At 59.8% G+C, this 20553-nt stretch carries 17 protein-coding genes and 5 pseudogenes; 10 read left to right on the forward strand and 12 right to left on the reverse strand.

Features of this window, described 5'->3' with window-relative positions; all coding sequences use genetic code 11:
- Positions 1-1219 (reverse strand): DUF6531 domain-containing protein (locus AACY44_RS17820; protein ID WP_339530765.1); only part of this gene is annotated, 1219 nt, incomplete at its 3' end.
- Between the two features lie 254 nt (positions 1220-1473).
- Here AACY44_RS17820 and AACY44_RS17825 point away from each other — a divergent pair.
- Positions 1474-3975 (forward strand): TonB-dependent siderophore receptor, encoded by a 2502-nt coding sequence (locus AACY44_RS17825; RefSeq protein ID WP_339530767.1) that lies wholly within the window; start codon positions 1474-1476, stop codon positions 3973-3975.
- Positions 3976-4065: 90 nt separating this feature from the next.
- Complete coding sequence (locus tag AACY44_RS17830; RefSeq protein ID WP_339418312.1) at positions 4066-4395, forward strand: hypothetical protein; 330 nt, start codon at positions 4066-4068, stop codon at positions 4393-4395.
- Positions 4396-4399: 4 nt separating this feature from the next.
- Here the strand turns inward: AACY44_RS17830 and AACY44_RS17835 are convergent, their stop codons facing one another.
- Complete coding sequence (locus AACY44_RS17835; RefSeq protein ID WP_445261127.1) at positions 4400-4537, reverse strand: hypothetical protein; 138 nt, start codon at positions 4535-4537, stop codon at positions 4400-4402.
- 144 nt (positions 4538-4681) lie between these two features.
- Between AACY44_RS17835 and AACY44_RS17840 the strand changes: the two genes are divergently transcribed.
- Complete coding sequence (locus tag AACY44_RS17840) at positions 4682-5128, forward strand: GNAT family N-acetyltransferase (RefSeq protein ID WP_339530769.1); 447 nt, start codon at positions 4682-4684, stop codon at positions 5126-5128.
- A gap of 531 nt (positions 5129-5659) precedes the next feature.
- Here AACY44_RS17840 and AACY44_RS17845 read toward each other — a convergent pair.
- Positions 5660-6315, reverse strand: a pseudogene (locus tag AACY44_RS17845) (sensor domain-containing diguanylate cyclase).
- A gap of 127 nt (positions 6316-6442) precedes the next feature.
- Between AACY44_RS17845 and AACY44_RS17850 the strand changes: the two are divergent.
- Positions 6443-6589, forward strand: a pseudogene (locus AACY44_RS17850) (DUF1652 domain-containing protein); the annotation flags it as partial.
- Here AACY44_RS17850 and AACY44_RS17855 read toward each other — a convergent pair.
- On the reverse strand, positions 6586-6726 hold the full coding sequence (locus AACY44_RS17855; protein WP_339418315.1) for a hypothetical protein: 141 nt from the start codon (positions 6724-6726) through the stop codon (positions 6586-6588). The pseudogene AACY44_RS17850 and the gene AACY44_RS17855 sit on opposite strands and share 4 nt — an antisense overlap.
- Here AACY44_RS17855 and AACY44_RS17860 point away from each other — a divergent pair.
- Both AACY44_RS17860 and AACY44_RS27775 read left to right on the forward strand, forming a co-directional pair.
- Positions 6707-7104 (forward strand): annotated as a pseudogene (locus tag AACY44_RS17860) (hypothetical protein). The gene AACY44_RS17855 and the pseudogene AACY44_RS17860 overlap by 20 nt on opposite strands.
- A pseudogene (locus AACY44_RS27775) lies at positions 7101-7252 on the forward strand (periplasmic heavy metal sensor); the annotation flags it as partial. The pseudogenes AACY44_RS17860 and AACY44_RS27775, both read left to right, overlap by 4 nt.
- 114 nt (positions 7253-7366) lie before the next feature.
- On the opposite strand, the gene AACY44_RS17870 reads toward AACY44_RS27775, so the two are convergent.
- Positions 7367-7729 carry an NUDIX hydrolase gene (locus AACY44_RS17870; protein ID WP_065876121.1) on the reverse strand — a complete coding sequence of 121 codons (363 nt, stop codon included), beginning with the start codon at positions 7727-7729 and terminating at the stop codon, positions 7367-7369.
- 125 nt (positions 7730-7854) lie between these two features.
- Here AACY44_RS17870 and AACY44_RS17875 point away from each other — a divergent pair, with 125 nt between their 5' ends.
- The 4 genes and pseudogenes from AACY44_RS17875 (at position 7855) to AACY44_RS17890 (ending at position 10616) form a co-directional block, all read left to right on the forward strand.
- Positions 7855-8835 (forward strand): Gfo/Idh/MocA family protein, encoded by a 981-nt coding sequence (locus AACY44_RS17875; protein WP_339418316.1) that lies wholly within the window; start codon positions 7855-7857, stop codon positions 8833-8835.
- A 36-nt stretch (positions 8836-8871) separates the two neighbouring features.
- The gene (locus AACY44_RS17880; RefSeq protein WP_339418317.1) at positions 8872-9501 is read left to right on the forward strand and encodes a ribonuclease T2; all 630 of its coding nucleotides are present in this window, start codon (positions 8872-8874) and stop codon (positions 9499-9501) included.
- 44 nt (positions 9502-9545) lie between these two features.
- Positions 9546-9677: pseudogene (locus AACY44_RS17885) on the forward strand (thioredoxin reductase); the annotation flags it as partial.
- Positions 9678-10028: 351 nt separating this feature from the next.
- Positions 10029-10616 (forward strand): LysE family translocator, encoded by a 588-nt coding sequence (locus AACY44_RS17890; protein WP_339418319.1) that lies wholly within the window; start codon positions 10029-10031, stop codon positions 10614-10616.
- Here AACY44_RS17890 and AACY44_RS17895 read toward each other — a convergent pair.
- The 7 genes from AACY44_RS17895 to AACY44_RS17925 all read right to left on the reverse strand — a co-directional run bounded on the left by AACY44_RS17895 (position 10558) and on the right by AACY44_RS17925 (position 20541).
- Positions 10558-11451, reverse strand: coding sequence for an AraC family transcriptional regulator (locus AACY44_RS17895; RefSeq protein ID WP_339428045.1), 894 nt, complete (start codon positions 11449-11451; stop codon positions 10558-10560). The genes AACY44_RS17890 and AACY44_RS17895 overlap by 59 nt on opposite strands.
- Positions 11452-11525: 74 nt before the next feature.
- Complete coding sequence (locus AACY44_RS17900; protein ID WP_339428044.1) at positions 11526-13127, reverse strand: ABC transporter ATP-binding protein; 1602 nt, start codon at positions 13125-13127, stop codon at positions 11526-11528.
- Position 13128: 1 nt separating this feature from the next.
- Positions 13129-14148: an ABC transporter permease gene (locus tag AACY44_RS17905; RefSeq protein ID WP_339418322.1), complete on the reverse strand. Its 1020-nt coding sequence runs from the start codon at positions 14146-14148 to the stop codon at positions 13129-13131.
- 1 nt (position 14149) lies between these two features.
- Complete coding sequence (locus AACY44_RS17910; protein WP_339418323.1) at positions 14150-15226, reverse strand: microcin C ABC transporter permease YejB; 1077 nt, start codon at positions 15224-15226, stop codon at positions 14150-14152.
- Positions 15227-17071, reverse strand: coding sequence for an extracellular solute-binding protein (locus AACY44_RS17915; RefSeq protein ID WP_339418324.1), 1845 nt, complete (start codon positions 17069-17071; stop codon positions 15227-15229).
- Entirely contained in the window at positions 17068-18897 is a 1830-nt protein-coding gene (locus AACY44_RS17920; protein WP_339418325.1) for an extracellular solute-binding protein, read from the reverse strand. Before AACY44_RS17920 ends, AACY44_RS17915 begins: the two co-directional genes overlap by 4 nt.
- Positions 18898-19131: 234 nt before the next feature.
- Positions 19132-20541: a transglycosylase SLT domain-containing protein gene (locus AACY44_RS17925; protein WP_339418326.1), complete on the reverse strand. Its 1410-nt coding sequence runs from the start codon at positions 20539-20541 to the stop codon at positions 19132-19134.
- Between the last annotated feature and the right edge of the window lie 12 nt (positions 20542-20553).

Here is a 20553-nt window from a genome sequence, read left to right on the forward strand (position 1 = left end):
AATGGTAGAAACGTGACCCTTGAGACAGGACTAACTCATCAGGCAAAGACCCCAGGTAGATCGCCGCTTCAGCCAAGCTATTGGTAATTGCAGGCCGAGAAACAGAAGGCAAGGGCAGGGTAGTCGACCGATTCTCATGATCCGTCCACACCACCAAGTCACCGGAAACAGCAAGCCGATGCGCCAGCGAATGACTCCAGCCAAACCCCAGCCCGCAATCCACTTCCACTGCACTGGTGCGGTACAACCGAGTCCACTCGAACGGCAGAATTCCATCCAGCGCACCATCGGTCAGCGTCAGCAGTTCCTCCCCGGTAACCATCGATACTGGGCAGCCATTGGTTGCGGTCTTATCCGAAGAAGCCGTCGCATCCCCCGCCGGATTTTTCGAACCAGCAGGCACGTCATCTACATGCTCTGTCTGCTTCAATACCGCGTTTTGCCGGGCCTTCCAGCGCATCTGCATCGTGCCTTGCTTCAGCCCGCCAACCACCCCGCGAACGGCCACCGCCTTGTAGCGATCCATGGCCTGCATAAACTTCTTCAGAGTCGCCAGAAGTCCCCTGACAAAGCTCACCGCCGCCTCGAGGATCTGCGCGCCATACTTGACCAACCGCAAGCTCAAATACGCCACGCCCGCAGCTGGCAATGCGATGGTCAACACCACGCCAATTACCAGATCAACCAGCAACGACACCACGAACCCTGCCGCCACCTCGGCCATTTCACCGGGCGGTAACGCGTCCAGCCAGATCATCGCCGTGCGCACCAACAGGAACAGCGCCGCCTCATCACTGGCCAGCAACATCGCCTGCTCCATGACCTTGGGGGCGTCGGTGGCGATTTGTGCCAACTTGTCGGCCTGATCACCCAGTTGCCCGACGAACTTCAGCGGGTCCTCAAGAATTGCCTGCACCAGCTTGATGCTGTCCCACACATCACGGATCGCCGCCCAACTGCCCGCCAATAGGCCGCTGCCAATCGCGCTGGCAGTAGATCGCTCCCAATGCGGCTTAAACCCAGCCCACTGCGACCGCTGCGAACCCCCGACCCGCAACACCCGATCCATCCCCAGCAACGACGGCATGTCCAACCCGTGGCTCACCGAATCCAGCGCACGCGAATACCAGGCGCCCATCTGCTGGCGATAAATCTCCGCGCTCTGATGAAAGCCATCGAGCTCAAATTCGATAAGGCTGATGTGGGAAGCGTGGGTCATCCGTGACGGCTCGACAAAGGGCAAGGCGTCGGAGCATGCCGGAGCAAAAAGCGGCTGGATGAACGGTTGAGAAATTCAGAAAAGGCCCACTAAAAAGGGGAAAAAAACCGCGCAATACCAACCCCAAGAGCTACACAAAAAAGCGATAAAACTGATTGCAGCAACCACTCTCAAATAAAAATCGCTCTCATCCTTGCCCGATTCCCCGACATGGCCGTCATGGTTAATAGAACCTCCATTACGCAGGATTTCCCATGTCGCGCCTTGCTCGTCCCTTGCATCCACTGACCCTGTCAGTGGCGATGGCTTTTGCCGCCGTGCCGTTGCTGACTGCCCAAACCGTCTTCGCCGAAGAAAGCAGCAGCGCCGTGCGCGGTTTCTCGATTCCTGCCGGTGACCTGAGCCAGGCGCTCAATAGCCTGGCCGAGCAGGCGGGCCTGGTGTTGGCCTTCGATGCGAGCTTGACCCGGGGCAAGCGCAGCAAGGGGTTGAGCGGGCAATACGACACCGAAGTTGCGCTGAACCAACTGCTCGCTGGCAGCGGCCTGCAGGCGATGAAACTCTCCGCCGATCGCTACCGCCTGGAAGCTATCCCGGATAACGGCGCGGCCATGGAGCTGCAGGCCACCACCATCAGCGGTGCGTACCAAGCCGAAAGCCCGACCGGTCCGGTGTCGGGTTATGTGGCCACGCGCAGTTTGTCGGGCACCAAGACGGATACCGCGTTGATCGAAACCCCGCAGTCGATCTCCATCGTCACCAAAGACCAGATGCGTGCGCAAAACGCCGAGAGCCTTAACCAGATCCTGCGCTATAGCGCCGCTGTTATCCCGGAAACCCGTGGCGCCACCGCGTCGCGTCTCGATCAGTTGACCATTCGCGGTTTCGCCCCGGCCACTTACCTCGATGGCTTGCGCATGCCTTCGAGCCGTGACGCCTTGCCGCAAAAGGACGCGTTTGACCTGGAACGCGTCGAAGTGCTGCGCGGCCCAGCGTCGGTGTTATATGGGCAGGGCACGCCGAGCGGGGTGATCAACATGGTCAGCAAGCGCCCGTTAGACGCGCCGTTTCATGAAGTGGGTGTGGAATACGGCACCTTCAACAAGAAGCGCACCACTTTTGACTTGAGCGGCCCGCTGGATGATCAGGGTGTGTATTCGTACCGCGTGGCCGGGCTTTTCGACGATGCCGATGGCCAGGTGGAACACACCGAGACGCGCCGTCAGTCATTGTCCAGCGCCTTTACCTGGCGCCCGGATGACGCCACGTCGTTGACCCTGCTCGGGCATTTCCAGAAGGACCCCAAAGGCGCGTCTTACGGCTCGGTGCCGGCCTGGGGCTCGGTGCTGCACAGCCCGACCGGGCGCAGCATCGATGTGGATCTCTACGATGGCGAAAAGAAGTTCGAGAAAAGCGACCGCGAGTATTACTCGATCGGCTGGGCGTTCGAGCATCATGTCGATGACGTGTGGACCGTGCGCCAGAATGCCCGTTACCTGCGCACCGAAGGCCAATACCGCAGCCTCTACAGCAATATCCTGTTATCGGATTACCGCACCATCCAGCGTTCGACCATTGCCAGTGATGTCGATATGGATGCCTACACCCTCGACAACCAGTTGCAGGCAAAATTTGAGACGGGGCCGTTGCAGCACACCTTGTTGATGGGGCTCGATTACCAGAACACCAGCACCGATACGCTGTCCGGCTCAGGCGTTTACAAGGCCGGGCCCACACTGGATATCTTTGATCCGGTCTACGGCGCGGCGGTCCCCGTGCCGGCCTATACCACCGACGGCACCTCGCGCAGCGAACAAACCGGTGTCTACCTGCAAGAGCAGATGAAGTGGGACAAGTGGGTATTGCTGCTGGGCGGTCGTTATGACTGGGCCAGCACCGATAGCAGTACCCAGGCCCTGCGCAGCGGCGCCAAGAGTAAATCTTCGTTGGACAGCAAGGCGTTTACTGGCCGTATCGGCCTGGTCTACCTGTTCGATAATGGCCTGGCTCCGTATGCCAGCTACGCGGAGTCCTTCAACCCGCAATCGGGCACCGGGTATGGCGGTTCGGTGTTCAAGCCGACTGAAGGCAAACAGTATGAAATCGGCATCAAGTACCAGCCGCCGGGGAGCAACAGCTTTATTACGGCGGCGATCTTCGACCTGCGCCAGACCAACGTACTGACCACCGACCCGGACCCCACCCACCTGTGCGGCAGCGGGCGCTGCCAGAGCCAGGACGGCGAAGTGCAATCGCGTGGCTTTGAGCTGGAAGGTAAGGCTAGCCTCAACGATAACCTGGACATTACTGCGGCCTACGCCTATCTGGACAACCGCATCAGCCAGTCCAACAACACCGTGCGCTATTCGCCCATCGGCGATATCGGCGTAGGCCCGAACCTCGCCGCCGAAGGCACCACCACCTACGCCGTACCTCGCCACACTGCGTCGGCATGGGCCGACTACACCTTCCACGAGGGCCACCTCAAGGGCTTCGGCGCGGGTGCGGGCGCACGCTACATCGGCTCGTCCTGGGGCGATACCGCCAACACCCTGAAAGTGCCGGGCTACACCTTGTTCGATGCGGCGGTGCACTACGACATCCCAAACCTCACCAGCCTTAAGGACAACCTGCGCCTGGCGCTCAACGCAACCAACCTGGCGAATAAAGAGTACGTCGCCTCCTGCTACTCCTACTCGTGGTGCTGGTATGGCTCGCAGCGCACCGTGCAGGCGAGCGCCACTTACCAGTGGTGATGGCACGCAATAAGGCAATTTAATGGCCCCTTTGTAACAAAATCCTCGCCAGAATCGCGTTTATTTTCAGGTGGTTAGGTGGGGATGCAAATGCGCACTGTTGGAATCATGCTGATCGCCTGCTCCCTGGCCGGCGGCGCAACTGCCGTGCAGGCACGGGAGTTGCGCGAGGGTGACAAGTACATGTGCAGTTGGGGCGCAGGCACCGCCGCCAGGGCCCAGAAACTCAAGTTGTCGGGGGTGTCGCTGTACGCCGCGCGGCAGAAAATCCAAACCATCAAATTCAATAAATCCTGGATGCGCATGATGGCCATGGGCATCACTGAACAGACCTACGACAGCGGCTCACGGCTGAAACCCGAGGCGATTCGCCAGAGTTTCTATCAGGACTGTGTGCGCTACAAAGTTGCCCGCAAATAACCGCTTAGTGCGACGACGCTGAGCTGGCATCTTCCTGGAAATACAGCACTGAACGCAGCAGGGTCGATACGCCCATGCCCTTGCGGGTAGCGTTAATCACTCGCGGGCCAAAGCTGCTTTCCAGGGCAGTGTTGAAACGCACGCTGGCCTGGACTATTTCGTCCCCGTGCTGCTCTCCTTATTCGCGAAAGCAGCATGACAAGTGCCTGCAGAGCGCTTTACAAATCCACGACATTCACTGTGTTTCTATTTGCATACAATTGCGTCCTCTATCACGGGGGCCAGTATGCAAACGCTAATCCGCACGGCGACGCAGGACGATATCGACATGCTGTTCAGCATCCGCACGTCGGTGGTGCAGAACCATTTGAGTGTCGAACAGATGGCTGGGCTGGGCATCACGCCGCAGGTGTTGGCCGAGAGCATCGAGGCAGCGCCCTGCGTGTGGGTCGCTGAAGTGGATGGCCGGGCCGTCGCCTTTGCCATGGTCGACCTGGCCGAAGGCGAGGTATTTGCGATGTTCGTACGGCCCACTCACGAAAACCTGGGCCTGGGCCGTCAGCTGATGGCGGTCGCCGAAGCCGCGCTGTTTGAACACCATGACCGGCTGTATCTGATCACCGATGGCCGCGACGAAATACGCGCCAACGGTTTTTATCAGCGGCTCGGTTGGGTCGTGGTCGGTCAGGTTGACGGCGATGATGTGCGATACGAGAAGAGCAGGACGCAGTAGTCTAATGAACGCGCCCGAGCCGTCGTCTTCTAACAGCGTGCGCTACTTCGTGCTCGGAGTGCTTTGCTCTGCCGTATTGCTGGGGATTTATTTTGTCCAGCTCAACGCCCAGGTTGACCGCGCGAGGCAAGCCGCCAACGAGCGCCTGGCACTCTGTCGGCAGGTGGAAAGTATCGCGCGTTCACTACTGCCTAATAGCCTTGATACACGCGAGACATGTGAGCCGTTGAACGAGCGTATGTCGAAAAGTGTGACGCCGCCTTAATTCAGTAACCCTTTTTTATAAGGGGGAATTTTGGCGGTATTTGCACCAAAAAGTGGCATTCATAGAGTCCGCCACCTTAAAAAATGTGTGGTTATTGAATGACTTACAGCGCTTTTAATCCGACGAAAGGATTAAAATAATCTTGTTACAGCTTTTTACAGTCGCTACTATAGCCGGGCGTTCACCTCCCACGGTTTATGCATTTTTAAATCCCAAGTTTCCATCAGCTACTTGGGATTTTTTTTGCCTGCAAATTGACCTCAACGTCAAACTTCACCTGTCGCGAACGCTGCACGCATCCGCCCATTGCGTTTGGCTTGGTACAACAACTTATCGACCTCTTCGACAAACCCCAGCATCGGGCTATCGGGTTTTACGATGTGTGTGCCGACGCCCAGGCTCAAGGTCAACAGGTTCGATACCGCCGAAAAACCATGCTCGATCTGCCGTTGGCGAATCAGGTGCAGGCAGCGTTGCGCCACTTGCCTGGCCGACGCCGCATCGGTTTCCGGCAGCAACCACACAAATTCTTCGCCGCCGATACGCGCAATGAAATCCCGTGGCCGGTTGGCGGCCTGTGACAGGGTGTGCGCGACTTGGCGCAGGCATTCGTCGCCCTTGATATGACCATAGTGGTCGTTGTACTGCTTGAAAAAATCGATATCCAGGATGATCAGCGACAGTGGCAACTGACTGCGCTGGGCGCTGGCCCATTTTCACGGTCGTCCGGGTGCATGCGCTCGATCCAATCGTCCACGCTGACCCAACTTTGCGGGCTCCAGCCGAGCAAGGTCTTGATCTGCGGGCCGATATAACTGAAGGTCATGCTTTGCCAATCAATGCGCCAGGGGATGGCCTTGGTCGACTCCAATAATGTCTTGTACACATCGCTGTCGGGCTGGCTGGGAGGGTCGATGCTCATAGGGGCTTTGCTCAGAATGATGGCGAAAGGCCAAGAGCCTCTTGTGATTGACGCGTGGAGTCAAGTGCCCTCCGAAACAGCAGACGAGAGGTCGAAGGCAGGGTTTTTGACGTCAGCGAACCGACATTTTCGAGCGGTTTCCGGCCGGGTCGACCTGCTCCTGACCGGCGTGTCCCCCGAGGTTTTGGACAGCATCCGTTCCATCTCAAACCTGATTGGCGAGTTGCGCACCGAGATCACGGCCGGGCGCCTTGGGTTTGCGGTGGTCGGCTAGCCGTTGACGGAGTGGGTCGGCGTATCGAGCGCGCCGTAATAGCGCCAGCAGCAATGGCGGTGCTCCGGCAGGATTACGCAGCCGCTGAGGCTGACGATCAGCAACGCGGCAACTAGCATGGAAAGTCGACGGTACATGGTGTGTCCTCTGGCGGAGCGAGGCGCGGCGCAAGCCCTGCTTGAAAGTGCTCATCCCAGTGCCCGTGCGGCCTTGGAGGAGGCCGTTGGCTCGACGCCCAGCTGAACAGCTATCAACTGGCGCTTACCGACCCGGCACTGGCGAGGCAGATCCGCCAGTCTGCGTCGCGCCGCAGGTCGTTCTGGTCGCGCTACGCCAACTGGTTGTCGCCTGTGGGCCTGGTGGGCGTGAGCATTGCCGGCATTGTTACCGGGACGCTGGTAGCGTCGATGAGCGTGCCACTGCCGATGTTGTCATCCGACGTGTTGCCCTGTGTCTTCGATCAGGGCGATGCGCAAGTCATCTTTACCGCCAACGCCGAGGACACCCAGCAATGACCGCTAAATCCCTGAAACCGTGGTTGTTTGTCTCGGTATTGCTCAATGTATTTTGATCGGCGGCGTGGGCGCAGGCCTCTACCATTGGAGGGTTAACGCCAAGCCCTCCGTAGCGATGGTCAGCCAGCACGGCCTGCGCCAGGCCATGGCAGTACCGATTGCGCACGCAGCCGCAGCCGCGTTCGTCAGATCCTTTGTCGAACGGCAGAAAGAGAATGGTTTGGTGAAGCGAGGATTGGTCGCCAGCGGGCAGAGCGCTGAACTACAGGCGACGTAGGAAGGATTTAACGATGTGCCGGGTAGCGTCGGTGGTGTCGAGTTCTTCCATCGCGCCATAGGGATGCCACTGGCAATCGATTATTTCGTTGCAAGGTTTTGCATCGGCGATGTTCACAACGGACGCTTCGAAAACGTGGTGAACGGTGTCGCGGGCTTTCAGCTCTTGCAAGTAGAGCAAGCCGTCCACGTTCAACCCGGTTTCTTCTTGCAGCTCGCGTTCGGCGGCGCCGACCGGGCGCTCGTTGCGTTCTACCTTGCCGCCCGGCAAGGCCCATTTTGATCTGGCCTTACGCACGAAGAGGATATGCCCCTCGTGTTCGCAGATGACCGTTGCGCGTATTTTCATCGTTTAGCCCCGCAGCGGAATGAGTGTCATAAAATTGTAATTCAATTGTCATGCTAAGTGGTTATAGCGCTGACGTGTGGGGATGTGGATACTGCCCGATTGATCAAAACGAACGAGGAGAGCAGATGAGCACCGTACGCTGGGGCATGATCGGCTGTGGCAGTGTCACTGAATTGAAGAGTGGACCGGCTTTCTACAAAGCGCCAGGTTCTGCGCTGGTGGCCGTGATGGGGCGCCGTGAAGCTGTTGTGCGTGATTATGCGGCACGCCACGGTATCGCACGCTTCTATACCGAAGCCCAGGCACTGATCAACGACCCCGACGTTGACGCGGTGTACATCGCCACGCCGCCCGACAGCCACCTTGAATACAGCCTGATGGTGGCCGCAGCCGGCAAACATTGCTGCGTCGAGAAGCCCATGTCGCTGAATGCCGAGCAGAGCGCGTTGATGCAGCGCACGTTCGAGCGTGCCGGGCTGCATCTGTTTGTTTCTTACTACCGCCGCTCGCTGCCGCGCTTCCAGCAAGTGCGTGACTGGCTGCTGGACGGGCGCATCGGTGAGCTGCGTCACCTGACCTGGACCTTGTGCAAACCTGCGGGAGTCGACGACGCCAGCGCCGCTAACTGGCGTACCGACCCGACGATTGCCGGTGGCGGCTATTTCGCCGACTTGGCCAGCCATGGCTTCGACCTGTTCCAGTACCTGGCCGGGGACATCATCGAAGTCTCGGGCTTCACCGCGCGCCAGGCCGGGCGCTATGCGGCCGAGGATGCAGTGACGGCGTGCTGGACCTTCAGCTCCGGCGCGTTGGGCATGGGCTGCTGGAACTTCGTCGCGGACCGCCGTGAAGATGTGGTCGAGATGATCGGCAGTCGTGGGCGCATCCGGTTCTCGGTGTTCGAGGACCAGCCCCTGCACCTTGAGGGCGAGACCCATGAGGTGCTGGAAGTACCCTGCCACGCGCATATCCAGTGGCATCACGTATTGGCCATGAATGCGCATATCCGTGGCGAAGCCGAGCATCCGTCATTGGCCATCGAAGCGTTGAAGACCGATCGGATCCTGGACAAGGTGCTACAACGTAACCCCCATCATCCTGGGTAGTCGCGATAGGGTTTTGTTTTTCCAAGGAACAGACCAATGAAATACTGGATGATGGTGTGGCTGGTACTCGCCACAAGTGCAGTGGCGGCCCCGCGTAGTCAAGGCACGCCGGGAGAGTTTGATTTCTATGTGCTGTCGTTGTCATGGTCGCCAACCTTCTGCCTCACGCACCCGGACAATGAACAGTGTTCGGGCAAGGGCTACGGCTTTGTGCTGCATGGCTTATGGCCGCAGTACGCACGGGGTGGGTGGCCGGCTTCGTGCTCAGCGCGATCGCAGTTGAGTCGCGAAGAAATCGAAAAAGGTGCTGCATTGTTCCCGACCCGTTCACTGCTTCGGCACGAATGGGCCAAGCATGGCACCTGCAGCGGGCTGGAGCCGCTGGCGTATCTGGAAAAAACCGACGAGGCGCTGGGTGTGGTGACCATTGCGCAGCAACTGCAGCCGTTCAATACGCCGCCATCGTTACAAGCCCGTGAGATCGAGGCGTTGTTTCGTGAGAGCAACCCGCGCATGGGCAGCCATGGGCTGGCGGTGATCTGCAAAGGTAACGTGTTATCGGAAGTGCGCGTGTGCCTGACCAAGGACCTGGCCTTCGCCGGCTGCCCGCGCAGCGTCAAAACCCAGTGCCGCGACGGCGATATCCGCATTCCCGCCCAGCGCTAGGGCATCATCGCGACGCGATAGCGCTCGTCAAAATCCTCGGCCAACTGCGCCAGACTTCCGTGCCCGGTGTGTTTGCTGGTGGTGATGTCTCCCTTGCCGCCGGTTCCGTCGCGCTGGCCGTGGCCGAGGGCGTGTGTGCCGGCGTGGGCGTGCACTTCTCGTTGATCGACGGTTGAGGCGCCCAGACGGCACTGGCTTGATGGCGAAAGTAAGGAACCGGACATCCTGCGTCGCTTGGAACAACTCAGCCCACGACTTTTCGCAAGAACCCCTTGTCGCAACAGTGGTGGGTGGTACGCGACGAGCCAGGCTCCAGGGTGTCACTGTGCTTCGCGCCCCATGCCGATTGCGCGCTGCCCCTGGACCCCAGCCTTGGTTCGACGCCTACTACCGCGCCGGGCACGTGAAAGCCCGGGATCGGGAGTTGTTTGTCAAATAAGCCTGCGGGGGCATTTTCTTCAATACCGCCGCCGTTTTGCCCTTTACCGTGAAGCCATCTGCACCCATCACCCTAAAAGGGAACCCCCATGAGCTTGATCATTTCCATGGCTGCCTTCGCCCTGGCGACCTCCATCACACCGGGGCCGGTGAATGTCGTCGCGCTCAGTACAGGCGCGCGCTTCGGTTTTGCCGCCAGCCAGAAACACGTGCTCGGCGCCGCCGTGGGCTTTACGTTGCTGTTGGTGTTGATTGGCCTCGGCTTGCATCAAGTGCTGCTGCGCTGGCCGATCCTGACCCAGTTGATCCAGTGGGGTGGGGTGGCGTTTTTGCTGTACATGGCCTGGAAACTGGCGGTGGACAACGGCCGGCTGGACGCCGACGGCACGGCCACTGCGCCGTCGATGCTCTATGGCGCAATCATGCAGTGGCTCAATCCCAAGGCCTGGCTGGCCTGCGTGGCGGGGATGGGGTTGTTTGTGGCGGATGGCGATACCGCACAGGTCTGGCTGTTTGCGGCGATTTATCTGGTGATCTGTTACCTGTCGGTCGCTTGCTGGGCCTACGCCGGCACGTTCCTGCGCCGCTACCTCAGCAACCCCCAGGGCGTGCGGCTGTTCAACCGCTCAATGGCCGCGTTGCTGGTGGCCAGTGTGGGTTATTTGCTGATGGCGTGAGCCGGTCGCGGTATTGCCCCGGCGTGGCGGCGAAATGCTGTTTGAACGTGCGCTGGAAATGCGCCTGGTCGGCAAAACCTGCGGCCAGGGCCACATCGGCGATCAGCTCGCCCTGACGCAATTGCGTACGGGCAAACTGGATGCGCTGGTTGACCAGGAATGCATGGGGCGTCAGCCCGTAATACTGCTTGAAGGCGCGGATCAGGTAGGACGGCGACAACTCGGCCGCCGCGCAGATATCTTCCAGTTTCAACGCCTGGGTGCAGTGGGCGCGGATGTATTCGGCAGCGCGCTCCAGCTTGTGGTTGACCTCGCGTACCGGGGTGTCGGAGGGGTTGAGGCGTTGTTGCACCTCAGTGAAGTAACTCACCAGCGCACTCTGTTTTTGCAGGTGTTCAGCCTGTTCGTCCACCAGTATTCGATACAACGCCAGCAGGCCGTTGTACAGCAGCGTGTCCCGAGTGTAAGGCGTGTCGAAGGGCCGGTAACCCTGGTCCGTGCTGAAACCCAACTGGTGCTGCAAGTCGGTCAGCCACGACGTGTCGAGGTACACCATCTGGTAGGACCACGGCTCGTTTTCGAAGGGGTTGCAGGCGTGGACATCACCTGGGTTCATCAACACCACGGTGCCGGTGTTGACCTGGAAGGTGTCCGCGCCGTAGTGGTAATAGCTCCTTCCGGTCGTGATCGCACCGATGGAAAAGTGCTCATGAGCATGACGGGTGTACGTGACCTTGCGCCCATCATCGATGGTACGTGCTTCAATGAACGGCAAGCGCTCATCACGCCAAAAGCGTGGTGCGTGTGCGGGTTGCGCGGTGTTGTTCAACGACATGGCGGTGGTTCCATCCCTTTAGAGACCGGGGGACGATCATTGCACAGACCGCCAGGGTCGTCAGCCTGTGTACGTCAGGCGGGTACGAGGAAGGCTGCCTCCAGCAGTTGCCGCGTGTAAGCATGCTGCGGATCAGCAAAAATCGCCCGTGCATCGCCTTGCTCTACCACCTGCCCGTGCTTAACCACCATCAGTTGGTGACTCAACGCCTTCACCACCGCCAAATCATGGCTGATAAACAAGTAAGTCAGGTTGTACTTGGCCTGCAAACTGCGCAGCAGTTCCACTACTTGGCGTTGCACCGTGCGGTCCAGCGCGGAGGTGGGCTCGTCAAGCAGGATCAGGCGAGGCTTGAGCACCAGCGCGCGGGCGATGGCGATGCGCTGGCGCTGGCCGCCGGAGAACTCGTGGGGGTAGCGGTGCCGGGAATCCGGGTCGAGGCCCACTTCCTTGAGCGCAGCGATGATTGCCGCTTCCTGCTCGGCGGCTGTGCCCATCTTGTGGATGCGCAGGCCTTCGCCGACGATCTCGCTGACGCACATGCGCGGGCTCAGGCTGCCGAACGGGTCCTGGAACACCACCTGCATTTCCCGGCGCAACGGGCGCACCTGTTGCTGGGTCAGCGTGTCCAGTTGCTGGCCTTCGAAGCGAATCCCGCCCTTGCTGGCGATCAACCGCAGAATCGCCAGGCCCAAGGTGGATTTGCCCGAGCCGCTTTCGCCGACGATGCCCAGGGTTTGCCCCTGAGGCAGGCTGAAGTTAATGCCGTCCACCGCCTTGACGTAGTCGACGGTGTTGCGCAAAAAGCCCTTCTTGATCGGGAACCACACTTTCAGGTCATCCACCTCCAGCAACGGGGGGCCGACTTCATTGGTCGCCGGCCCGCCGCTGGGTTCAGCCGCGAGCAGTTCCTGGGTGTACGGATGCTGAGGTGATTGGAACAGTGTCTCGCAATCGGCCTGCTCAACGATGCAGCCCTTTTGCATCACGCACACGCGATGGGCGATACGCCGCACCAGGTTCAAGTCATGGCTGATCAGCAACAGCGCCATGCCCAGGCGTGCCTGCAAGGCTTCGAGCAATTCGAGGATCTTCAACTGCACCGTGACGTCGAGGGCGGTGGTCGGTTCGTCCGCGATCAGCAACTCCGGCTCATTGGCCAGCGCCATGGCAATCATCACCCGCTGGCGCTGGCCGCCAGACAGTTCGTGGGGCAGGGCCTTGAGGCGCTTGTGCGGTTCGGGAATGCCCACCAGCTCCAGCAGTTCCAGGGTGCGCAGGGTGGCGGCTTTGCCGGTGAGTCCCTTGTGCAGGCCGAGCACTTCGTTGATCTGCTTTTCGATGTTGTGCAGGGGGTTCAACGAGGTCATTGGCTCCTGGAAGATCATCGCAATGCGGTTGCCGCGAATGTGCCGCAGGCTTTTTTCCTGGAGCGTCAGCAGGTCTTGCCCGGCGTAGTTGACGGTGCCGGATGGGTGCCGCGCCAGCGGGTAGGGCAGCAGGCGCAGGATCGAGTGGGCGGTCACCGATTTGCCCGAGCCGCTTTCGCCGACCAAGGCCAGGGTTTCGCCGCGCTTGATATCAAAGCTGACGTTGTTCACCACGCGGTGGTGATGTTCGCCCGTGACGAACTCGACAGAGAGGTCGCGGATTTCGATCAGATTGTCCTGATTCATCTCATTTCCTCGGGTCGAAGGCATCGCGAGCGGACTCGCCGATAAACACCAGCAAACTCAACATGATCGCCAGCACGGCAAAGGCACTCATGCCCAGCCACGGCGCTTGCAGGTTGGATTTGCCCTGAGCCACCAGTTCACCCAACGACGGCGAACCGGCGGGCAAGCCAAAGCCAAGGAAGTCCAGCGCGGTGAGGGTGCCGATGGCGCCGGTAAGAATGAACGGCATGAAGGTCATGGTCGACACCATGGCGTTGGGCAGGATATGCCGGAACATGATCGCGCCGTTCTGCATGCCCAAGGCCCTGGCCGCGCGCACGTATTCCAGGTTGCGTCCGCGCAGGAACTCCGCGCGCACCACGTCCACCAGGCTCATCCAGGAAAACAGCAGCATGATCCCCAGCAACCACCAGAAGTTGGGCTGCACGAAACTGGCGAGGATGATCAACAGGTACAGCACCGGCAACCCGGACCAGATCTCCAGGAAACGTTGCCCGGCCAGGTCGACCCAGCCGCCGTAGAAGCCCTGCAACGCGCCGGCGATCACGCCGATGATTGAGCTGAGCACGGTGAGTGTCAGGGCAAACAGCACCGACACACGAAAGCCGTAGATCACTCGCGCCAACACATCGCGGCCCTGGTCGTCGGTGCCGAGCAGGTTGACGCTAGAGGGGGGCGCCGGAGCTGGCACTTTTAGGTCGTAGTTGATGCTCTGGTAGCTGAATGGGATCGGTGCCCACAAGGTCCAGGCATCCTTGGCGTTGAGCAGTTCCTGGATGTACGGGCTCTTATAGTTGGCCTCTAGCGGGAATTCACCGCCGAACGTCGTTTCCGGGTAACGCTTGAGCGCCGGGAAGTACCAGCCGCCGTCATAGTGCACGGCCAGCGGCTTGTCGTTGGCAATCAGCTCCGCGCCCAGGCTCAGCACGAACAGCACCAGGAACAGCCACAGCGACCACCAGCCACGCTTGTTGGCCTTGAACCGCTCATACCGGCGGCGATTGAGGGGGGACAGGTTCATCTCAATGCTCCCGGCTGGCAAAGTCGATACGCGGATCGACCAAGGTGTAGGTGAGGTCGCCGATCAGTTTTACGACCAGACCCAGCAAGGTGAAGATAAACAGCGTGCCGAACACCACCGGGTAGTCGCGGTTGATCGCGGCTTCAAAGCTCATCAGACCCAGGCCGTCGAGGGAGAAGATCACCTCCACCAACAGCGAACCGGTAAAGAAAATACCGATAAACGCCGATGGGAAACCGGCGATCACCAGCAACATTGCGTTGCGGAATACATGGCCGTAGAGCACGCGGTGGTTGGTCAGGCCCTTGGCTTTGGCGGTGACCACGTACTGCTTGTTGATCTCGTCGAGGAAGCTGTTCTTGGTCAACAGGGTCATGGTGGCGAAGTTGCCGATCACCAACGCTGTGATCGGCAACGCCAGGTGCCAGAAGTAATCGAGGATCTTGCCGCCCCAGCTCAGTTCGTCAAAGTCGTTCGACGTAAGCCCGCGCAAGGGGAACCAGTTGAAATAACTGCCCCCGGCAAACACCACGATCAACAGGATCGCAAACAGGAACGCCGGGATTGCGTAGCCAACGATGATTGCCGAACTGGTCCACACGTCGAAATGGCTGCCATGCCGCGTGGCCTTGGCGATCCCCAGGGGGATCGACACCAGGTACATGATCAGCGTGCTCCACAACCCAAGGGAAATCGACACTGGCATCTTTTCCTTGATCAGGTCGATGACCTTGGCGTCACGGAAGAAGCTATCGCCAAAATCCAGCGTGGCGTAGTTCTTGACCATGATCCACAAGCGTTCCGGCGCCGATTTGTCGAAGCCGTACATCGTTTCGATTTCCTTGATCAGCGCCGGGTCCAGGCCCTGCGCGCCGCGGTAGCTGTTGGAGCCGGCCACCGAGACCTCGGCGCCGCCACCGGCAATGCGGCTGGTGGCGCCTTCAAAGCCTTCAAGCTTGGCGATCATCTGTTCCACCGGCCCACCGGGAGCGGCCTGGATGATGACGAAGTTGATCAGCAGAATTCCGAACAGCGTGGGGATGATCAGCAACAGGCGACGAAGAATATAGGCCAGCATTTAATCGCCTCCGCTCGCCGAATCGGCGCTCGTGTTTGTGCTTGTGTCTAGGGTCACAGCCGGTTTGACATCGGGTTTTTCCCACCAGGTGGCGGTGCCGACGTCGTAGCGCGGCGCGACTTTGGGGTGACCCAGATGGTCCCAGTACGCCACGCGGAAGGTCTTGATGTGCCAGTTGGGAATCACGTAGTAGCCGAACTGCAGTACGCGGTCCAGGGCCTTGGCATGGGCCACCAGGCTTTTGCGCGAATCGGCGTCGATCAGCTCTTCCACCAATTGGTCGACAGCCGGGTCCTTGAGGCCCATGTAGTTACGGCTGCCGGGTTTGTCGGCGCTTGAAGACTTCCAGAATTCCCGTTGTTCGTTACCCGGCGAGGTGGATTGCGGAAAGCTGCCCACCAGCATGTCGAAGTCCCGCGAGCGAATGCGGTTGACGAATTGCGAGACGTCAACCCGGCGGATCACCAGTTCAATGCCCAGGTCGGCCAGGTTGCGCTTGAACGGCAGCAGGATACGTTCGAACTCGGTCTGCGCGAGCAGGAACTCGATGGTCACCGGTTTGCCGGTGGTGTCGACCATCTTGTCATCGACAATGCGCCAGCCGGCCTCCTGCAACAGTTGATAGGCTTCGCGCTGCTGTTTACGGATCATCCCGCTGCCATCGGTTTTGGCCGGCTCAAACGCCTGGGTGAAAACTTCGGGCGGGATTTTATCGCGCAGGGGCTCGAGGATTTTCAGCTCACCCGGGCCGGGCAGGCCGGTGGCCGCCATCTCCGAGTTTTCAAAGTAGCTGCGGGTGCGCGTGTAGGCGCCGTTGAACAGCTGCTTGTTGCTCCACTCGAAATCCAGCAGCAGGCTGATGGCCTTGCGCACGCGCACGTCCTGGAACATCGGCTTGCGCATGTTGAACACAAACCCTTGCATGCCGGTAGGGTTGCCGTTGGGGATCTCTTCCTTGATCAAACGGCCTTCTTTGACTGCCGGTGTGTTGTAGGCGTTGGCCCAGTTCTTCGCGCTGAATTCCAGCCAGTAGTCGAACTGCCCGGCCTTCAAGGCCTCCAGGGACACGGTGCTGTCGCGGTAGTAGTCGGTGATGCGGTTATCGAAGTTGTAGAAACCTTTGGCGACCGGCAGGTCCTTGGCCCAGTAGTCCTTGACCCGCTCGTAGCGGATCATACGCCCGGCCTTGACCTCGGCCACTTTGTACGGCCCGCTGCCCAGTGGTATCTCGAGGTTGCCCTTGGCAAAGTCGCGGGTCGCCCACCAATGCTTGGGCAATACCGGCAATTGCCCGAGGATCAGCGGCAGTTCGCGGTTGTTGGTGCGCTTGAACTTGAACAACACCTTCAGTGGGGCTTCGGCGATCACTTCGTCGACATCGGCGTAATAGGTGCGGTAGATCGGCGAGCCGTCCTTGATCAACTCCTGAAAGGTAAACACCACGTCTTCGGCGCGGATCGGGTGGCCGTCGTGGAAGCGCGCCTCGGGACGCAGGTAGAAGCGCACCCAGCTGTTGTCCGGGGCTTTTTCGATCTTGCCGGCGACCAGTCCGTATTCGGTGATTGGCTCATCCAGGCTTTGCATGGCCAGGGTGTCGTAGATCAGGCCCAGGTTGTCGGCCGGCACGCCCTTGCTGATGTAGGGGTTGAGGCTGTCGAAACCGCCCATGGCCGACTCGCGGAACGTGCCGCCCTTGGGCGCTTGCGGGTTGACGTAGTCGAAGTGCTTGAAGTCGGCGGGGTACTTCGGCGGTTCGTTGTAAAGCGTCAGTGCGTGTTGCGGAGCGGCATGGGCTGCGGTGCACAGCAGCAGGCTGCCGAGCAGTGCGTTGCGCAAATACATCATTGGGCTTTCTCCGAAGCTTTCAGCCACCATGCGCTCAGGCCCAGGCTGTAGGGCGGCGTGGTGACAAAGGCGAACCGGTTGCGGTAGGCCAGGCGATGATAGTTGAGGTACCAATTGGGAATGCTGTAGTGCTGCCACAGCAACACACGGTCCAGGGCACGGCCGGCGGCCAGTTGCTCTTCGCGGGTCTGCGCCGCCAGCAGTTGTTCCAGCAGGTGATCGACAATCGGGTTATTGATGCCGGCGTAATTCTTGCTGCCCTTGATCGCGGCCTGGCTGGAGTGGAAGTACTGCCACTGCTCAAGGCCCGGGCTCAGGGTCTGGTTGAGGGTGATCAGGATCATGTCGAAGTCGAATTGATCCAGGCGCTGCTTGTACTGTGCGCGGTCGACGGTGCGCAGGCGCGCGTCGATACCGATGCTGATCAGGTTCTCGACATAGGGCTGCAGGATGCGCTCAAGGTTCGGGTTGACCAACAGGATTTCGAAGCGCAGCGGTTGCCCATCCTTGTTCAGCAGGCGTTGACCCGATAGCTTCCAGCCGGCTTTACCGAGCAGGGTGAGCGCATGGCGCATCGTCTCGCGGGGGATGCCGCGACCATCGGTCTGCGGCAGGCTGAAAGGCTGGGTAAGCAGGCTGGCCGGCAACTGCTCGCGGTACGGTGAGAGCATCAGCCACTCACGGCCGGTTGGAACACCGGTAGCGGCGAATTCGCTGTTGGGGTAGTAGCTCAATGTGCGCTTGTAGGCGTTGCTGAACAGGGTGCGGTTGGTCCATTCAAAGTCGAACATCAGCCCCAGTGCTTCGCGCACCTTGGTCTGGCTGAAGGTTGGCCGACGGGTGTTCATGAACAGGCCCTGGCTTTGCGTCGGGATCTGGTGGGCTATCTGCGCTTTGATCACATCGCCACGGTTCACCGCCGGGAAGTTGTAGCCATTGGCCCAGTTCTTGGCCTGGTGTTCGATATAGATATCAAACTCCCCGGCCTTGAAGGCTTCGAACGCCACATCGCTGTCGCGATAGAACTCCACTTCGACCTTGTCGTAGTTATAGAAGCCCTGGTTGACCGGCAGGTCCTTGCCCCAGTAATCCTTGACCCGTTCGAACATCAGTTGCCGGCCTGGCGTGACTTTGCTGATGCGGTACGGCCCGCTGCCCAGCGGTGGTTCGAAGGTGGTGGCCTTGAAGTCGCGATTTTTCCAGTAGTGCTGGGGCAATATTGGCAACTCGCCCAGGCGCAGGATCAGCAGCGGGTTGCCGGCGCGCTTGAACACAAAGCGGATGCGGTGACGATTGAGGATGTCCACCCGCGCCACTTCCTGCAGGTTGGTGCGGTATTGCGGGTGGCCTTCGGTGAGCAGGGTGCGATAGGAAAACGCCACATCATAGGCGGTGATCGGCTTGCCATCGTGGAAGCGTGCTTCCGGGCGCAGGTTGAACACCACCCAACTGCGGTCCTCGCTGTACTCCACCGATTGGGCGATCAGCCCGTAGCTGGAGGTGGGTTCGTCGCCGGAGGGCGCGTACTGGCCGGTACCGACCATCAATGGCTCGTTCAGCTCATTGACGCCGTATTGCAGGAAATTGGGGGTGGAAACCGGGCTGGAGCCCTTGAAGGTATAGGGGTTGAGCGTATCGAAGGTGCCAAAGGCCATCACCCGCAATGTGCCGCCTTTCGGCGCTGCAGGGTTTACCCAGTCGAAGTGGGTGAATTTGGCCGGGTACTTGAGCCTGCCGAACTGCGTATACCCGTGGCTCTCGGTAATTGTCGCGTTCGCACCAAAGCTCAAGGCCAGACTTATTAGTAGAAGGAGGGGACGCTTCAAGTCAGAGATCCGATCCAGGCGGCTTGGGCTTTATGATCGGTACAGTAACAGCTTGTTCCGGTTGGAAAAAGGCCGTTGGGAAGGCCCTTTGAGGGCTGGCGCGGTATTGAACGGTGTGAAGATCAAATGTGGGAGCTGGCTTGCCTGCGATAGCATCACCTGGGTGTCATTGATACACCGCGGTGTCTGCATCGCAGGCAAGCCAGCTCCCACACAAGCCAGCTCTCATGCGGCTTATCTTGGCCCGGAAACCACCAGCATCTGCCCCGGCTTGAGCGCCTGGCCAGTGCGTGGGTTCCAACGCTTGAGATGTTGCATCTCCACGTTGAAGCGCTTGGCGACGATGTACAGCGAGTCGCCTTTCTTGACCTTGTACTGCACCGGCTTCTTGCGACTGGCTACCGCGCGGCGGGTGTCCTGCATCACCAGGGTCTGGCCGACCTTGAGGGCCTGGCCGTTGAGCTGGTTCCAACGTTGCAGGTCATGCACATTGACTTTGTTGGCCTTGGCGATCAGCGTCAGGTTGTCACCCTTACGCACTTTGTAGCTGCGGGTACGCCCGGTAACCCGTGCGGTCTCAACTTCGTCGAACACCCGTTTTTTGGGGCGCATCGCCAGTAATTCTTCCGGCTTCATCGTCGAAAGGGTGCTGGTGAGCAGTTGCGCTTTGGAACTTGGCACCAGCAAATGCTGCGGGCCGTCCAAGGTAGTGCGTTGTTTCAGGGCCGGGTTGAGCTGGAACAATTCGTCTTCGTCGATCTCGGCCAGCGCGGCAACCCGTGACAGGTCCATGCTTTGCTTGACTTCAACCACTTTGAAGTACGGCGTGTTGGCAATCGGGTTAAGGTTGACGCCGTAGGCTTCCGGCGCCAGCACTACCTGGGACAGCGCCAGGAACTTGGGCACGTAGTCCTTGGTTTCCTGGGGCAGGGGCAAGTTCCAGTAGTCAGTCGGTAGGCCGAGTTTCTCGTTGCGCTCGATTGCCCGGCTCACCGTACCTTCGCCGGCGTTATAGGCAGCCAGGGCCAGCAACCAGTCACCGTTGAACATGTCGTGAAGGCGGGTCAGGTAGTCCAGGGCGGCGGTGGTGGAAGCGGTGATATCGCGGCGGCCATCGTAGGCGCGGGTCTGGCGCAGGTTGAAGTAGCGCCCGGTGGAGGGAATGAACTGCCACAGGCCGACCGCATTGCTGCGCGAGTAGGCCATCGGGTTATAGGCACTTTCAATCACTGGCAGCAGCGCCAGTTCCAGGGGCATGTTGCGTTCTTCAAGGCGTTCGACGATGTAATGGATGTAGAGGCTGCCGCGTTCGCCGGCGTTTTCCAGGAAGGAGGGGTTGCTGGCGAACCACAGGCGCTGTTGCTCGATGCGCGGGTTGACGCCTACGTCGTCCTGCAATTGAAAGCCACGTCGCATGCGTTCCCAGACGTCTTGTGGGACGTCGGGAGCCGGCTTCTCTGAAAGCCAGATGACGGGTTTCTGTTTGATCTTGGCGGTAAGGTTTGGCTTGGGTTGCACGGTGGGTTGTGCGGTGAAATTGTTTGATTGGCAGCCCGCCAGCGTGGCGGACACAGCCACCGCCACAGCTTGAGCCAGGCGGGTCAATGCGTCTGAATGGTTGGATTTACGAATAGATGACGACATTGGCTGGAAGTA

The sequence above is a fragment of the Pseudomonas sp. RA_15y_Pfl1_P11 genome, from assembly GCF_963970975.1.
GTDB lineage: Bacteria > Pseudomonadota > Gammaproteobacteria > Pseudomonadales > Pseudomonadaceae > Aquipseudomonas > Aquipseudomonas tritici.